The sequence below is a fragment of the Mesorhizobium sp. M1E.F.Ca.ET.063.01.1.1 genome (genome assembly GCF_003998155.1).
Classification (GTDB): domain Bacteria; phylum Pseudomonadota; class Alphaproteobacteria; order Rhizobiales; family Rhizobiaceae; genus Mesorhizobium.
The window spans coordinates 1-14,301 of record NZ_RZSC01000084.1; the positions used below are offsets into that span (position 1 = coordinate 1).

15 protein-coding genes are annotated in these 14,301 nt (G+C 62.9%); 11 read left to right on the forward strand and 4 right to left on the reverse strand.

What is annotated here, in order from left to right:
• Both EOA29_RS09615 and gndA read left to right on the forward strand, forming a co-directional pair.
• A partial coding sequence (locus tag EOA29_RS09615; protein ID WP_348628870.1) for a CopD family protein occupies positions 1–541 on the forward strand: 541 nt, incomplete at its 5' end.
• A gap of 109 nt (positions 542–650) precedes the next feature.
• Positions 651–2,078, forward strand: a complete 1,428-nt coding sequence (gndA, locus tag EOA29_RS09620; RefSeq protein ID WP_126091890.1) for an NADP-dependent phosphogluconate dehydrogenase — start codon at positions 651–653, stop codon at positions 2,076–2,078.
• Between the two features lie 26 nt (positions 2,079–2,104).
• On the opposite strand, the gene EOA29_RS09625 is transcribed toward gndA, so the two are convergent.
• Positions 2,105–2,665: a TetR/AcrR family transcriptional regulator gene (locus EOA29_RS09625; RefSeq protein ID WP_245464877.1), complete on the reverse strand. Its 561-nt coding sequence runs from the start codon at positions 2,663–2,665 to the stop codon at positions 2,105–2,107.
• A 155-nt stretch (positions 2,666–2,820) separates the two neighbouring features.
• On the opposite strand from EOA29_RS09625, the gene EOA29_RS09630 reads away from it, so the two are divergent.
• The gene (locus tag EOA29_RS09630; RefSeq protein WP_126091892.1) at positions 2,821–3,276 is read left to right on the forward strand and encodes a DUF2269 family protein; all 456 of its coding nucleotides are present in this window, start codon (positions 2,821–2,823) and stop codon (positions 3,274–3,276) included.
• A gap of 26 nt (positions 3,277–3,302) precedes the next feature.
• On the opposite strand, the gene EOA29_RS09635 is transcribed toward EOA29_RS09630, so the two are convergent.
• Positions 3,303–4,358 (reverse strand): LacI family transcriptional regulator, encoded by a 1,056-nt coding sequence (locus EOA29_RS09635; RefSeq protein ID WP_126091893.1) that lies wholly within the window; start codon positions 4,356–4,358, stop codon positions 3,303–3,305.
• Between the two features lie 384 nt (positions 4,359–4,742).
• Between EOA29_RS09635 and EOA29_RS09640 the strand changes: the two genes are divergently transcribed.
• From EOA29_RS09640 to EOA29_RS09675, 8 genes are all read left to right on the forward strand, one after another.
• Complete coding sequence (locus tag EOA29_RS09640) at positions 4,743–5,981, forward strand: ABC transporter substrate-binding protein (RefSeq protein WP_126091894.1); 1,239 nt, start codon at positions 4,743–4,745, stop codon at positions 5,979–5,981.
• 85 nt (positions 5,982–6,066) lie between these two features.
• The gene (locus tag EOA29_RS09645; protein ID WP_126091895.1) at positions 6,067–6,960 is read left to right on the forward strand and encodes a sugar ABC transporter permease; all 894 of its coding nucleotides are present in this window, start codon (positions 6,067–6,069) and stop codon (positions 6,958–6,960) included.
• Positions 6,953–7,885: a carbohydrate ABC transporter permease gene (locus tag EOA29_RS09650; protein ID WP_126091896.1), complete on the forward strand. Its 933-nt coding sequence runs from the start codon at positions 6,953–6,955 to the stop codon at positions 7,883–7,885. The genes EOA29_RS09645 and EOA29_RS09650 overlap by 8 nt, the downstream gene beginning before the upstream one ends.
• Positions 7,885–8,994 carry an ABC transporter ATP-binding protein gene (locus tag EOA29_RS09655; RefSeq protein WP_189350529.1) on the forward strand — a complete coding sequence of 370 codons (1,110 nt, stop codon included), beginning with the start codon at positions 7,885–7,887 and terminating at the stop codon, positions 8,992–8,994. Before EOA29_RS09650 ends, EOA29_RS09655 begins: the two co-directional genes overlap by 1 nt.
• Positions 8,995–9,042: 48 nt before the next feature.
• On the forward strand, positions 9,043–9,789 hold the full coding sequence (locus tag EOA29_RS09660; RefSeq protein WP_126091897.1) for a sugar phosphate isomerase/epimerase: 747 nt from the start codon (positions 9,043–9,045) through the stop codon (positions 9,787–9,789).
• A 12-nt stretch (positions 9,790–9,801) separates the two neighbouring features.
• A complete protein-coding gene (locus EOA29_RS09665; RefSeq protein ID WP_126091898.1) occupies positions 9,802–10,944 on the forward strand; it encodes a Gfo/Idh/MocA family oxidoreductase in 1,143 nt (380 codons plus the stop codon).
• Positions 10,945–11,056: 112 nt separating this feature from the next.
• Positions 11,057–12,103: an L-glyceraldehyde 3-phosphate reductase gene (gene mgrA / locus EOA29_RS09670; RefSeq protein ID WP_126091899.1), complete on the forward strand. Its 1,047-nt coding sequence runs from the start codon at positions 11,057–11,059 to the stop codon at positions 12,101–12,103.
• 156 nt (positions 12,104–12,259) lie between these two features.
• Complete coding sequence (locus tag EOA29_RS09675) at positions 12,260–12,664, forward strand: Fur family transcriptional regulator (protein WP_040972454.1); 405 nt, start codon at positions 12,260–12,262, stop codon at positions 12,662–12,664.
• 40 nt (positions 12,665–12,704) lie between these two features.
• On the opposite strand, the gene EOA29_RS09680 is transcribed toward EOA29_RS09675, so the two are convergent.
• Both EOA29_RS09680 and EOA29_RS09685 read right to left on the reverse strand, forming a co-directional pair.
• The gene (locus EOA29_RS09680; RefSeq protein WP_126091900.1) at positions 12,705–13,265 is read right to left on the reverse strand and encodes a hypothetical protein; all 561 of its coding nucleotides are present in this window, start codon (positions 13,263–13,265) and stop codon (positions 12,705–12,707) included.
• Positions 13,265–14,301 (reverse strand): DNA polymerase (locus EOA29_RS09685; protein WP_245468446.1); only part of this gene is annotated, 1,037 nt, incomplete at its 5' end. The genes EOA29_RS09680 and EOA29_RS09685, both read right to left, overlap by 1 nt.

The window sequence follows — 14,301 nt, forward strand, 5'->3', positions numbered from 1 at the left end:
GTTGAAGCTGGCCTTGCTGCTGTTCCTGTTCACGCTCGCCTCCGTGAACCGCTGGACGCTGACCGCGCCGGCCGAGGCGGGCGACACGGAGGTGCAGCGGCGGCTGGTGCGTTCGATCGGCATCGAGACGCTGATCGTGCTCGCCGTCTTCGGCGTCGCCGCCGGCTGGCGCTTCACGCCGCCGCCGCGGGCGCTGGCGATCGCCGCCGCGCAGCCGGTGTCGATCCATATCCACACGCTGCAGGCTATGGCCGATCTCAGCATCACCCCCGGCCATGCCGGGCAGGTCGCCGCTTCGATGGTGATCATGACCGGCGATTTCGGCCCGCTCGACGCCAAGCAGGTGACGCTGGTGCTGTCGAAGCCGGATTCCGGCATCGAGCCGATCAGGCGGCCGGCAACGAAACCCGGCGACGGCACCTGGCGAGTCGACAATCTCGTCATCCCGCTGCCCGGCCGCTGGAACGCCCGGCTGGATATCCTCGTTTCGGATTTCGAGATGGTGAAGATTGAAGCGCCAATCGATATCAGAGCCGACTGACCTGGACCGCGACACAATTCGGCGAGGCGGTTGACGCCGTCGCGAAGGCCCGTCAATCATCCGTGCCAAACACGACCTCAACAGAAGATCCGAAAGCAGGGAAGAAACGATGGAAAAAGCCGAAATCGGCCTGATCGGCCTTGGCACGATGGGCTCCAACCTGGCGCTCAACATCGCCGAGCATGGGCACAGCATCGCTGTCTTCAACCGCACGCTCTCGCGCACCGATGCCTTCGTCGAGAGCGCTGGATCACTGAAGGACATGGTTGTCCCGTGCTACAGCCTCGACGAGCTCGCCGCCGCGATCCGGCCGCCCCGACCGATCATCATCATGGTGCTGGCGGGCAAGCCGGTCGACGAGCAGATCGCGGCACTTCGCGGCGTGCTCTCCGACAACGACATCGTCATCGATGCCGGCAACGCCAATTTCCGCGACACGATGCGGCGCTTCTCGGAGCTGTCGGGCTCAGGCCTTACTTTCATCGGCATGGGCGTGTCGGGCGGCGAGGAAGGCGCCCGCCATGGGCCCTCGATCATGGTCGGCGGCACGGAAGACTCCTGGAAGCGTGTCGAGAAGGTGCTGACCGCGATCTCGGCCAAGTTCAAGGACGAGCCCTGCGCCGCCTGGCTGGGCACCGACGGCGCCGGCCATTTCGTCAAGACTATCCACAACGGCATCGAATATGCCGACATGCAGATGATCGCCGAGATCTACGGCATCCTGCGCGACGGTCTCGGCATGGGGCCGAAAGAGATCGGCAAGGTCTTCGACGGCTGGAACAAGGGTCGGCTCAACTCATACCTGATCGAGATCACCGCCAAGGTTCTGGCCGCCGACGATCCCATGACCGGCAAGCCGGTGGTCGACATCATCCTCGACCGCGCCGGCCAGAAAGGCACCGGTAAATGGTCGGTGATCGAAGCGCAGCAGCTCGGCATTCTGGCAACCGCAATCGAGGCTGCTGTCGCTGCGCGCGTGCTGTCCTCGATCAAGGATGAACGGCAGGCGGCGGAAAAGGCCTATGGCAATATCGGCGTCGAAAAGATTGCCGGCGACAAGGCGGCTCTGCTGAAGGACCTCGAGCTCGCGCTGTTCGCCGGCAAGATCGCCGCCTACGCGCAGGGCTTTGCGGTGATGAGCGGGGCTTCAAGAGAGTTCAACTGGAACCTGCCGATGCCGACCATCGCCAAGATCTGGCGGGCCGGCTGCATCATCCGCTCGCAGATGCTGGACACGATGGCGGAAGCATTCGGCTCGGGCGGCGCTGCCACCAACCTGCTGATGGCGCCGGCCTTCATCGCCATGATGAAGGAGGCGCACCCGTCGCTCAGGCGGATCGTTGCGAGAGCTTCGGAGGCCGGCTCGCCGGTGCCGGCGCTGTCCTCGGCGCTCGCCTATTTCGACAGCTACCGCCAGGGCCGCGGCACTTCGAACCTGATCCAGGCGCAGCGCGATTTCTTCGGCGCGCATGGCTTCGAGCGCATCGGCGAGCAGGGCGCGTTCCATGGCCCCTGGGGCAGCGGGGCGAGCGGGTAAGACGAGCCGCCGCTCTCGCGGAACGTCTATTTCAGATATCCGACCACGAGCCGAGTGGCCTCATCGATGAGCGTTTCGGCCGCTTTATTCGACAGCCTCTCGGAGCTGTGCAGTACCGCAGTATGGGACAGCGCTTCGATCGAAGTCACGCACACGAAGGCGGCAAGTCCAATATCGGCCACGCGTAGCTCGTCGCCGTGGCTTTCGAGATAGCTCTTGAAGAGAGCGTGGGCTTCGCGATTGAAGGCTTCCACGTTTTCGAGGCGTCCCGTGCGCGGAATCTGCTCGGCAAGGACACGATGCAGCCTGGGGTCGATGCGATGCGCCTCGATCGCGACGGCAACAAGCCGGCGCACTGCCATCTCGACCGGCTGCGAGGCGACCTCCGCAAACATCCTCCGCACGACCTGCATGACCTCCTGGTTGTGACGATCGATGACGGCGGCAACAAGCGCTTCCTTGCCCGGGTAATACTGGTAAAGCGAGCCGATGCTCACGCCGGCCTCTTCGGCGATCCGGTTGGTGCTCGTCTTGTCGAAACCGTCCCGGACCAAAATGCGAGCGGTCGCTTCGACAAGCGCGTCCACCGTCGCGCGCGACCTCTCCTGAGAGGCGTTCTTCCTTGGGTTCGTGAGCGGCTTAGGTGCCATGTTCCTGTCGGTCCCGATGCGAGTAGACAATTGTGAGCTATCGCTCGCATTATGTCTACCCGACGTTCCCCCAACGATTTGGATGATGACAGATGCTCTATGGAACTGTTTTAGGAATCCATGCGTACGCCATGTGCGCCGCTTTGCTATCGTTCGTGGCGAACGAACTTCTGTTAATCCCTGCCCGGCGAGGGCAGCAAGGGCCGGCCAGACTGGCCTTCTTCGCCAGTCGCTTTGCAGGGCTTCTGGTGGGCGCCGGTGTGCTTGCCGGCATCGTCCTTGTCTTTCTTGGCGGCTGGTCCCTGTTGACACCGTGGCTGGTGGTGTCGCTTGCGCTTGTCGCCGCCTTGATGGCGGTCGAGCACAAGCTCGTACGCCCCTGGGCGACGCAGGCCCAGACGGCGCTCCGCGGCGCCATCTCGGGCAAAGAGATCAAAGCATTTGCTGGCGACAAACGCGCGCTGTTTGGACGCCTGACCATGATCATGCTCTTCGCGCTCATTGTCGCCTTGATGACCGCGAAGCCCGAGCTGAACCCTTTTGCTTGATGATTGCCGTCGCAAAAGACGCAGCGTCACTGGTCTCCCGAATGCCGGTAGGCTTGGACCTCGCTCGGCTTGCTGAGTGACTGCAGCGAGCCGGGGTCGGCGCCGCCGATCCAGCCGAGCACGGCGCGGGCGAGCTCGGACCCGGCGAGCCGGAAGTTCTCGTTGACGACCAGCAGTTCCCGCCGGAACAGATGCAGCAGTTCCGACGACTGTTTCGACACCACATCGACGTCGCGGCCGAGCTTCAAGCCGGCGTCCTCGATGCCGGCGACGACGGCGAGTGTCGCGGCGGCGGCGCTGCTGACGATGCCGTCCGGACGGTTGTCGCGACGCATGAGCTGCGCGGTCCGCATCCTGATCTGCTCGATGGTGTGGTCGATGGAGACGGTGTTGAACGGCACCTCGCTGGCGCCGACCTCGCTCAGCGCATCGGCAAAGCCATTCACCGTATGACCGTAATAGGTGAGGCCGACGGGCGGCGTCACCAGGGCGAGCCGGCTGCGGCCCATCCCGGCTAGGTGGCGCACCGCCTCGCCGGCGAAAGCGTAATTGTCGAAGTCGTGATAGGGATGCACCAGCCCCATGTCGGTGCGGCCGTGCGTGGCAAAGGGAATGCCACGCTCCAGCATATAGCGGGCGCGTGGATCGTTGGGCTGCGTGCGTGAAATGATGACGCCGTCGGCGGAGCCCGTCTCGACCAGGTAGCGGACCGGATCCAGCGGATCCTGCGAGCGCGAATAGGGCGTGACGATCAGGTGATAGGGCGTGTCGGCGATCACTTCGGTGACGCCATAGATGATGTCGGAGACGAAGCTCATCAGCTCGTGCTCTGTGTTGAGCACCAGGCTGATGACGTTGGTCTTGCCGGTCCTCAGCCTCACGCCGGCGCGGTTCGGCCGGTAGCCGATCTGCTTGGCGACGAGCTGGACGCGCCGCCTGGTCTCGGCGCCGATCTCGGGCGCATCCTTCAGCGCGCGCGAGACGGTCGTGACGCCGAGCCCGGTCATGAATGCGAGCGTCTTCAGCGTCGGCCGTTCCTTGGCCGACGTGTCGCCGTCCTTGTCCTTGGTTCGTCTATCCATTCGTCCCGCCCATCAGGCGCATAGCAGCCGCAGGGCCGACCGGCAATCGTGCGCGTTGACATTTGCGCGGCTTTCAGCCCGTGACGCGGTTCAATATACTGAAACGTTACAGATTGCCAACGTCCGTGATCGGCCGGTTGATCGGGATGATCGCAGTCAGCGCTGACGCGATGGAGCCAAAGCCACTGGAATCACAAAGAAATCTCAATTTGCAGCGGTTTTTGGCAGCAATTGACCAAGCTTGGCGCTGCTGAACCCTCTTGAGAAGGGCATTTTGTTCGCGTCTCGAAAAAATTTTGCACCGCGTTCATTCGAGGGGTTGCCTATGCCGGGCATTTGCCGTATCGAAAATCTGTAACGTTTCAGATTCTGGGAGGAACCGAAATGCGATATAAATTCCTGACCGCCGCGTTCGCCGCCACGGTCGCGCTGAATTTCGCCGGGCCGGCGGCCGCGACCGACCTCGAAGTCACCCATTGGTGGACTTCGGGCGGTGAGGCGGCGGCGGTGGCGGAACTCGCCAAGGCCTTCGACGCGACCGGCAATCACTGGGTCGACGGCGCCATCGCCGGTTCCGGCGGCACGGCGCGGCCGATCATGATCAGCCGCATCACCGGCGGCGATCCGATGGGCGCCACCCAGTTCAACCACGGCCGCCAGGCGGAAGAGCTCGTCCAGGCCGGTCTGATGCGCGACCTCACCGACATCGCGACAAAGGGCAAGTGGACGGAGGTCGTGCGGCCGAAGAGCCTGCTCGACTCGTGCACCATCGACGGCAAGATCTATTGCGTGCCGGTCAATATCCACTCCTGGCAGTGGCTCTGGCTGTCGAGCGAGGCCTTCCAGAAGGCAGGCGTGCCGATGCCGAAGGACTGGAATGAATTCGTGGCCGCCGCTCCGGCGCTGGAAAAGGCCGGTATCATCCCGCTCGCCGTCGGCGGGCAGCCCTGGCAGGCATCGGGCGCCTTCGACGTGCTGCTCGCCGCTGTCGGCGGCACCGACGCCTTCCTCAAGGTCTACAAGGAAAAGGACGCCAAGTTCGCCGGCGGCCCCGAGATCGCCAAGGTGTTCAAGGCAGCCGACGACGCCCGCAAGATGGCCAAGAACACCAATGTGCAGGACTGGAACCAGGCGACCAACCTCGTCATCACCGGCAAGGCCGGTGGCCAGATCATGGGCGACTGGGCGCAAGGCGAGTTCCAGGTCGCCGGCAAGACCGCCGGCAAGGACTATACCTGCCTGCCCGGCCTGGGCCTGAACGAGGTCATCGCCACCGGTGGCGACGCCTTCTACTTCCCGCTGCTGAAGGACGCCGACAAGTCCAAGGCGCAGGAGGTTCTCGCCGAGACGCTGCTCGATCCGAAGACGCAGGTCGCCTTCAACCTCAAGAAGGGCTCACTGCCGGTGCGCGGCGACGTCGACCTCAACGCGGCGAACGACTGCATGAAGAAGGGCCTTGCCATCCTTGCCAAGGGCGCTGTCATCCCGTGGACGGACCAGCTGCTCTCGCAGGACAGCCAGAAGCAGAAGGAGGATCTGTTCTCCGAATTCTTCGCCAAGCCCGACATGAGCCTCGAAGAGGCCCAGAAGCGCTTCGCCGACATCATCGCTTCGGCCGACTGATCGACGGCGCCCCCGCCAGCTCCCGGCCCCTGCCCATTCGGGGTCGGGAGCATGATGTCCTCATTGTCCCAGCGCGGCTGCCGAGATGAGCAACAGCGAACGCCCCAACCAGCTTTTCCGCAATCTCAATGCCAAGGTCGCCTCGATCCCGATGATCCTGACCGCGCTGGTGGTCTTCGTCGGCGGCACGGCCTGGACGGTGCTCTATTCCTTCACCAATTCGAAGCTGTTGCCGCGGCTGAACTTCGTCGGGGTCGACCAGTATTACCGGCTGTGGGCGACGCCGCGCTGGCTGGTCTCGATCGAGAACCTTTTGATCTACGGCGTCATCTCGCTGGTTTTCTCGCTGGTCGTCGGCTTCATCCTCGCGGCGCTGCTCGATCAGAAGATCCGCTTCGAGGACACGTTCCGCACCATCTTCCTCTATCCCTTCGCGCTCTCCTTCATCGTCACCGGTCTCGTCTGGCAGTGGCTGCTCAATCCGGATTTCGGCGTCCAGCGCGTCGTGCGCGATCTCGGCTGGACGAGCTTCAGCTTCGACCCGCTCTATAATTCCAGCATCGTCATCTACGGCATTTCGATCGCGGCGCTCTGGCAGGGCACCGGGCTGATCATGTGCCTGATGCTCGCCGGCCTGCGCGGCATCGATGAAGACATTTGGAAGGCCGCGCGGGTCGACGGGATACCGATGTGGAAGACCTATTTCTTCATCGTCATCCCAATGATGCGGCCGGTCTTCATCACCACACTCGTCATCATCGCGGCCGGCATCGTCAAGGTCTATGACCTTGTGGTGGCGCAGACCAGCGGCGGCCCGGGCATCGCCTCCGAAGTGCCGGCAAAGTACGTCTACGACTACATGTTCTTCGCCCAGAACCTCGGCCAGGGCTTTGCCGCCTCGACCATGATGCTGCTCTCCGTCGTTATCGTCATCGTGCCATGGGCCTATCTCGAATTTGGAGGCAAGAAACGTGGCTGACGTCGCAGCCTCCCTTCCCAACGCCGGTGCCCTCCCAAGCGAAGCCGCCGGGCCTGCCGGACCGAAGCCGCGGCATGTGCTGTCGCGCCGCAACATCTTCCTTTACGGCACGCTGATCGTCGTGGCGCTCTACTATCTGCTGCCGCTCTACGTGATGATCGTCACGTCGCTGAAGGGCATGCCTGAAATCCGCCTCGGCAACATCTTCTCGCCGCCGCTGGAGATCACCTTCGAGCCCTGGGTGAAGGCGTGGGCAACCGCCTGCACGGGGCTGAATTGCGACGGGCTTTCACGCGGCTTCTGGAATTCGGTGCGCATAACGGTGCCGTCGGTGCTGCTGTCGATCGCGATCGCCTCGGTGAACGGCTACGCTTTGGCCAACTGGCGCTTCAAGGGCGCCGACAGCTTCTTCATCATCCTGATCGTCGGCGCCTTCATCCCCTATCAGGTGATGATCTATCCGATCGTCATCATCCTGCGCGAGATCGGCATCTACGGAACGCTGACCGGCTTGGTGATCGTGCATTCGATCTTCGGCATGCCGATCCTGACGCTTTTGTTCCGCAACTATTTCACGTCGATGCCGGAGGAACTGTTTCGGGCGGCGCGCGTCGACGGCGCCGGCTTCTGGGGCATCTATCTGCGCATCATGCTGCCGATGTCGCTGCCGATCTTCGTCGTCGCCATCATCCTGCAGGTGACCGGCATCTGGAACGACTTCCTGTTCGGCGTCGTCTACACCCGCCCAGACACCTATCCGATGACGGTGCAGCTCAACAACATCGTCAACTCGGTGCAGGGCGTGAAGGAATACAACGTCAACATGGCCGCTACCATCCTGACCGGCCTCGTGCCGCTCATCGTCTATTTCGTTTCCGGCAAGCTCTTCGTGCGCGGCATCGCGGCCGGCGCGGTGAAAGGATGATGATGGCAGCAGCAATCGCCGATCCCAGCGTTTCGATCCAGGACCTGTCGCTGAATTTCGGCTCGGTCTCGGTTCTGCAGACGCTCAATCTCGACGTCGCCGAAGGCGAGTTCATCGTGCTGCTTGGACCGTCGGGCTGCGGCAAGTCGACCTTGCTCAACTGCATCGCCGGCCTGCTCGACATCTCCGAAGGCCGCATCTTCATCAAGGGCAAGAACGTCACCTGGGAGGAGCCGAAGGACCGCGGCATCGGCATGGTGTTCCAGTCCTATGCGCTCTACCCGCAGATGACGGTCGAGAGAAACCTCTCCTTCGGCCTGCGCGTCGCCGGCGTGCCCAAGGACGAAATCGCCAAACGCATCGCGCGCGCGGCCGAAATCCTGCAGATCGAGCCGCTCTTGCAGAGGAAGCCCTCGGCGCTCTCCGGCGGCCAGCGCCAGCGCGTGGCGATCGGGCGCGCTCTGGTGCGCGACGTCGACGTGTTCCTGTTCGATGAGCCGCTGTCCAATCTCGACGCCAAGCTGCGCTCGGAACTGCGCGTCGAGATCAAGCTGCTGCACCGCAAGCTCGAGAATACCATGATCTACGTCACCCACGACCAGATCGAGGCGATGACGCTCGCCGACCGCATCGCCGTCATGAGGGGCGGGGTCATCCAGCAGCTCGATGCGCCGCAAACGATCTACAACCGGCCGGTCAACCGTTTCGTCGCCGGCTTCCTCGGCTCGCCGGCGATGAATTTCATCAAAGGGGAGTTGCAGGCGGGCGATGCTCCCACGTTCAAGGCCGACGGCGTGTCGGTGCCGCTTGGCCGCTATCAGTTCGAGGGCGACGGCGGCCGTGCCGCCAAACCTTGCGTGTTCGGTATCAGGCCCGAGCACATCGCTTTTGGCGAAGCGGCGCGGGCCATGCCATTCACCGCCGAGTCGACGGTCGAGATCGTCGATCCGATGGGCTCCGACACGCTGGTGTGGACCAAGCTCGGCGGCCAGATCCTCTCCTTCCGCGTCGAAGCGGACAAGACGCTGCGCAACGGCGATGCGATCCGCATCGGCTTCGATCCGGCGCGCGCCTCGCTGTTCGACGCCGAGACCGACAGTCGCCTTTAACCTCCCAGACCACAACCTCCCGGAACCATCAGCAGAACGGACAGACAGATGAACTGGTCATTTCAACTTTATAGCGCCCGCAATTTCCAGCCATGGGAGGGCGTGCTGAAAATGCTCGGCGAGCTCGGCTACAGGCAAGTCGAAGGCTTCGGCGGCGTCTATGACGATCCGAAGGCGTTCCGTGCCGAGCTCGACAAGAACGGGCTTGCCATGCCGACCGGGCATTTCTCGATCGATGCGCTGGAGAAGGATTTCGACGGCGTGCGCAAAATCGCCGACACACTTGGCGTATCGCTGCTGATCTGCCCCTACCTGATGCCCGATCAGCGCCCGGGCGATGCCGCCGGCTGGCGAGGGTTCGGCGAGCGTCTCGCCAAGGTGGGCGAGGCCGCGAAGAAGGGCGGCTACGGCTTTGCCTGGCACAACCACGATTTCGAATTCAAGGCGCTCGCCGACGGTTCGCTGCCGCAGGATCATATCCTGTCGGCCGCGCCCGATATCGGCTGGGAGATGGACGTCGCCTGGGTGGTGCGCGGCGGCGCCGATCCGCTGCCCTGGATCGAGAAGCAAGGCAGTCGCATCAATGCCGTCCACGTCAAGGACATGGCGAAGCCCGGCGAGGGGCTGGACGAGGACGGCTGGTCGGATGTCGGCCACGGCACCATCGACTGGCCCGGCCTGATCAAGGCGTTGCGCGCTGGAAGCGCGGCGCAGTATTTCGTCATGGAACAGGATAACCCCAACGACATCGAGCGCTTTGCCCGTCGCTCGATCGCGGCAGCCAAGAGCTGGTAGGAGCAAATAAAAATGGCAAGCAAACTTGGCGTAGGCGTCATCGGCTGCGGCAACATCTCGAAGGCGTATTTCTCGCTGGCGCCGCTGTTTCGCGGCATCGAGATGAGGGCCTGTGCGGACATCAACATGGACGCCGCAAAGGCGCGGGCGAAAGAGTTCAAGCTGCGCGCGCAAACGGTCGACGAACTGCTCGAAGCCGACGACATCGATATCGTCGTCAACCTCACGATTCCAGCAGTGCACTATGACGTGTCGAAGCGGGTGCTCGACGCCGGCAAGCACGTCTATTCGGAAAAGCCCTTCGTGCTTTCCATCAAGGAAGGGCTCGACCTGAAGAAGCGGGCCGAGAAGAAGGGCCTGCGCATCGGTTCGGCGCCGGACACTTTCTTCGGCGGCGCGCATCAGCTGGTGCGCGAGCTGATCGACAGCGGCAAGCTCGGCAAGATCACCAGCGGCACCTGCCATGTCATGGGCCACGGCATGGAGCACTGGCACCCCAACCCCGACTTCTTCTTCCAGCCGGGCGCCGGCCCGGTGCTCGACATCGGTCCGTACTACGTCACCAACCTGATCCAGCTGATCGGGCCGGTCAGCCAAGTCGCGGCCTTCGCGTCGATGCCGGCCAAGGAGCGCACCATCAGCTCCAAGCCGCGCGCGGGCGAGAAGATCCCGGTGAATACGCCGACCACCATCCATGCGCTGCTGGAATTCGAAAACGGCGCCGTGGTGACGCTCAACACCAGTTGGGACGTCTGGAGCCACGGCCATGCGCCGATGGAGCTCTATGGCGAGGCGGGCACCGTCTTCGTGCCGGACCCGAATTTCTTCGGCGGCGAGGTCCGCTTCACCGACGCCACCAAGCCGGTGAAGAAGCTGCCGAAGTGGGATCATCCCTTCGGCGTGCCCAACGAGATGCACGGCCAAGGCATGATGGCCAACTACCGCACCGCCGGCCTCGCCGACATGGCGATCGCAATCGCCGAAGGGCGGCCGCACCGCTGCTCGATGGAATTGGCGCTGCACGCCGTCGATGTCATGACCGGCATCCTGCGCTCGGGCGAAAGCGGCAAGTTCGTCGCCATGCAGACGACCTGCGAGCGGCCGGCGGCGCTCGGCATCAAGGAGGCGAAGGCGCTGCTGGCAAAGAAAAAGTAGGTGGCGATACCCTCTCCCCGTTTCGGCCGGGAGAGGGTAAGGGTTGGGGCAAGCATCGATTCAATTCACGTTGGCGGCGATCGCCGCGCCGCTTCGATCCCGAGGATTCCCCATGCCCTATGTCGCCGCCGAGAACCGCTACGAGAAGATGATCTACAACCGTTGCGGACGGTCCGGCCTCAAGCTGCCGGCCATCTCGCTCGGCCTGTGGCACAATTTCGGCAACGACACGCCGCACAGGACCAAGCAGGCGATCGTGCGCAAGGCCTTCGACCTCGGCATCACGCATTTCGACCTCGCCAACAATTACGGCCCGCCGCCAGGTTCGGCCGAGACCGCCTTCGGCGAAATCCTGCGCAGCGATTTCGCCGCCTATCGCGACGAGCTGATCATCTCGACAAAGGCGGGTTACGAGATGTGGGCGGGTCCCTATGGCGAGTGGGGCAGCCGCAAATATGTGCTGGCCAGCCTCGACCAGAGCCTGAAGCGGATGGGGCTCGACTATGTCGACATCTTCTATTCGCACCGCTTCGATCCCGAGACGCCGCTGGAAGAGACGATGGGCGCGCTCGACCATGCCGTGCGCTCAGGCAAGGCGCTCTATGCCGGCATCTCCTCCTACAACTCGCAGCGCACGCGAGAGGCGGCCGACATCCTGAGGCAGCTCGGCACGCCCTGCCTCATCCACCAGCCGAGCTATTCCATGCTCAACCGCTGGGTCGAGGAGGACGGGCTGCTCGACACGCTGGAGGGCTTGGGCATCGGCTCGATCGTGTTCTCACCGCTGGCACAGGGCATGCTGACCGATAAATATCTCGGCGGCATCCCCGAGGGCAGCCGTGCATCCCAGGGCAAGTCGCTCAGGCCGGCCTTCATCAACGACAAGTCGATCGCCAACATCAAGGCGCTCAACGCCATCGCCGGCCGACGCGGGCAGACGCTGGCGCAGATGGCGCTGGCCTGGGTGCTGCGCAAGGGCCGCGTGACGACGGCACTGATCGGGGCCAGCCGGCCGGAGCAGGTCGAGGATTGCGTCGGCGCGCTCAAGGCGCTCGACTTCAGCGATGCCGAACTCGCCGAGATCGATACCTATGCGCGCGAGGCCGACATCAACCTGTGGGCGGCATCCGCCGAGCGCAAGGGACCGCCGCGCAAGTAGCGATTGGCTGGCGAGTTCTCGGCCGTGGCTTTCCGCCAGGTGATGCCCGCTGCGGAAACAGTGGCAAAGATGCGCTTTCGTCGCTATTTCATGGAGCAGAGAGCGTTCGCGCGCACAATCGGCACGCGAAAACGACGCGACGACCGGACGGACAAGATGACGGCAAGGGATACGCTGACCAAGAACCAGTTGTGCGTGCTCGAGAAGCTCGAGGCCGCCAGCGGACCGCTCAGCGCCTATATGCTGCTCGACCAGCTCCGCGAGCGCGGCTTTAGGGCACCGCTGCAGGTCTATCGCGCTTTAGACACGCTGGTGAAGTCGGGCTTCGTGCACCGGCTCGAAAGCCTCAACTCCTTCGTCGCCTGCGCCGAGCCGCATGACCACAGCCATTCGATGACCGCCTTCGCCATCTGCGACAGTTGCGGCCAGGTGACCGAGATGTCCGATCACGATGTCGACCACCGGCTGGACGAATGGGTGCGCTCGACGGGATTTGCCGCGAAGAAGGCGGTGATCGAGTTTCGGGGCGTGTGCGCCAAGTGCCGGGCTGAGGCGGCTTGAAAAGGCATTTTCCAGGCACTTTGACCCGCCGCAGCGAGAGTCAAAATGGAGCGGATGGATAGCCTAGGTGCATATTCGCCCAAGTCGCATGCGCGAGATGGATATTGGCGGTTATAATTGCCAGAACGACGCCTTCGTCTTCCTCATCCAAATAATGGTCGGACTTCACGGTTATTCCGTCAATTAGCGAGTCATCTTCCAAGAGGACGTATCTAACCGTCCCGTCCGACTCTTTTGTCTCGCTAATTTGTTGAGGAGCTCGTAGCGCGTCGATTAGAGTTTTTACTCTGTTATCCAAATCGACGTTTCCAAGCACAGGGTTGTATTGCCTGACGCCCCTAAAAACTCGAACGTAAAGCGAGCATCGCGTTTTCATCTTAGAAGTTATAAACGGAACATAGCGTGAATTCGCGACGTCTATTCCAATATTTGGATGTGACTTTTCTGTATCCTGGTTGGCATACTTCTCAACATATTCAAATTCATTGGTCAGGCTCAATTTATATAGCTGTTTGTGAAACGATTTTCTGAGTCGCCAGACATCGCTTTGCTTTCTTGCATTGCCCTGTACGGGTCCCTTGTACGTTAGAGTGATATGCATCAATGCGCCTCGTCCCAATTATCCGCAGCCCGCGCGTCGACATGCAGCGGCACCGACATCGAGACGGCCGGCATCGGCGCGTTCTCCATCACGCGGCGCACCACGGGGATCGTCGCTTCGACTTCCGCATCAACCGTCTCGAAGATCAGCTCGTCATGCACCTGCAAGAGCATGCGGGCCGACAGCTTTGCCTTCTCCAAGGCTTCTTCCATGTGCACCATGGCGCGGCGGATGATGTCGGCCGCGGTGCCCTGGAGCCTGGCGTTGATCGAGGCGCGCTCGTTGAAGGCGCGGACCGAAGGGTTGGAGGCCCTTATCTCCGGGTAGTGGATGCGCCGGCCGAAAATGGTCTCGACGAAGCCGTATTCGCGCGCATAGGCCTTGGTCTCCTCGATATAGTCGCGGATGCCCGGGAACCGCTCGAAATAGCGCTTGATGTAGGCGCTTGCCTCCTCGCGCGGGATCGACAGCTGGTTGGCGAGGCCGAAGGCCGAGATGCCGTAGATGATGCCGAAATTGATCGCCTTGGCGCGCCGGCGCACTTCCGAGGGCATGCCTTCGACCGGCACGTTGAACATTTCGGACGCCGTGATGGCATGGATGTCGGCGCCGTCGGCGAAAGCCTGCTTGAGCTGCGGGATCTCGGCGACATGGGCGAGCACGCGCAATTCGATCTGGCTGTAGTCGGCCGAGACCAGCTTGTGGCCCTTCTCGGCGATGAAGGCGGTCCTGATCTTGCGGCCTTCCGCCGTGCGCACGGGGATGTTCTGCAGATTGGGATCGGAAGACGACAATCGCCCGGTGGTCGTCGCGGCCAACGCGTATGAGGTGTGGACGCGATTGGTGCCGGGGTTGATGAAGCCCGGCAGGGCGTCGGTATAGGTCGATTTCAGCTTGGTGAGCTGGCGCCAGTCGACGATCTTGCGCGGCAGCTCGTGACCTTCGGCGGCAAGGTCCTCCAGAAGCTGCGCCGAGGTCGACCATTGGCCGGTCTTGGTCTTGGAGCCGCCCGGCAGACCCATTTTGCCGAACAATA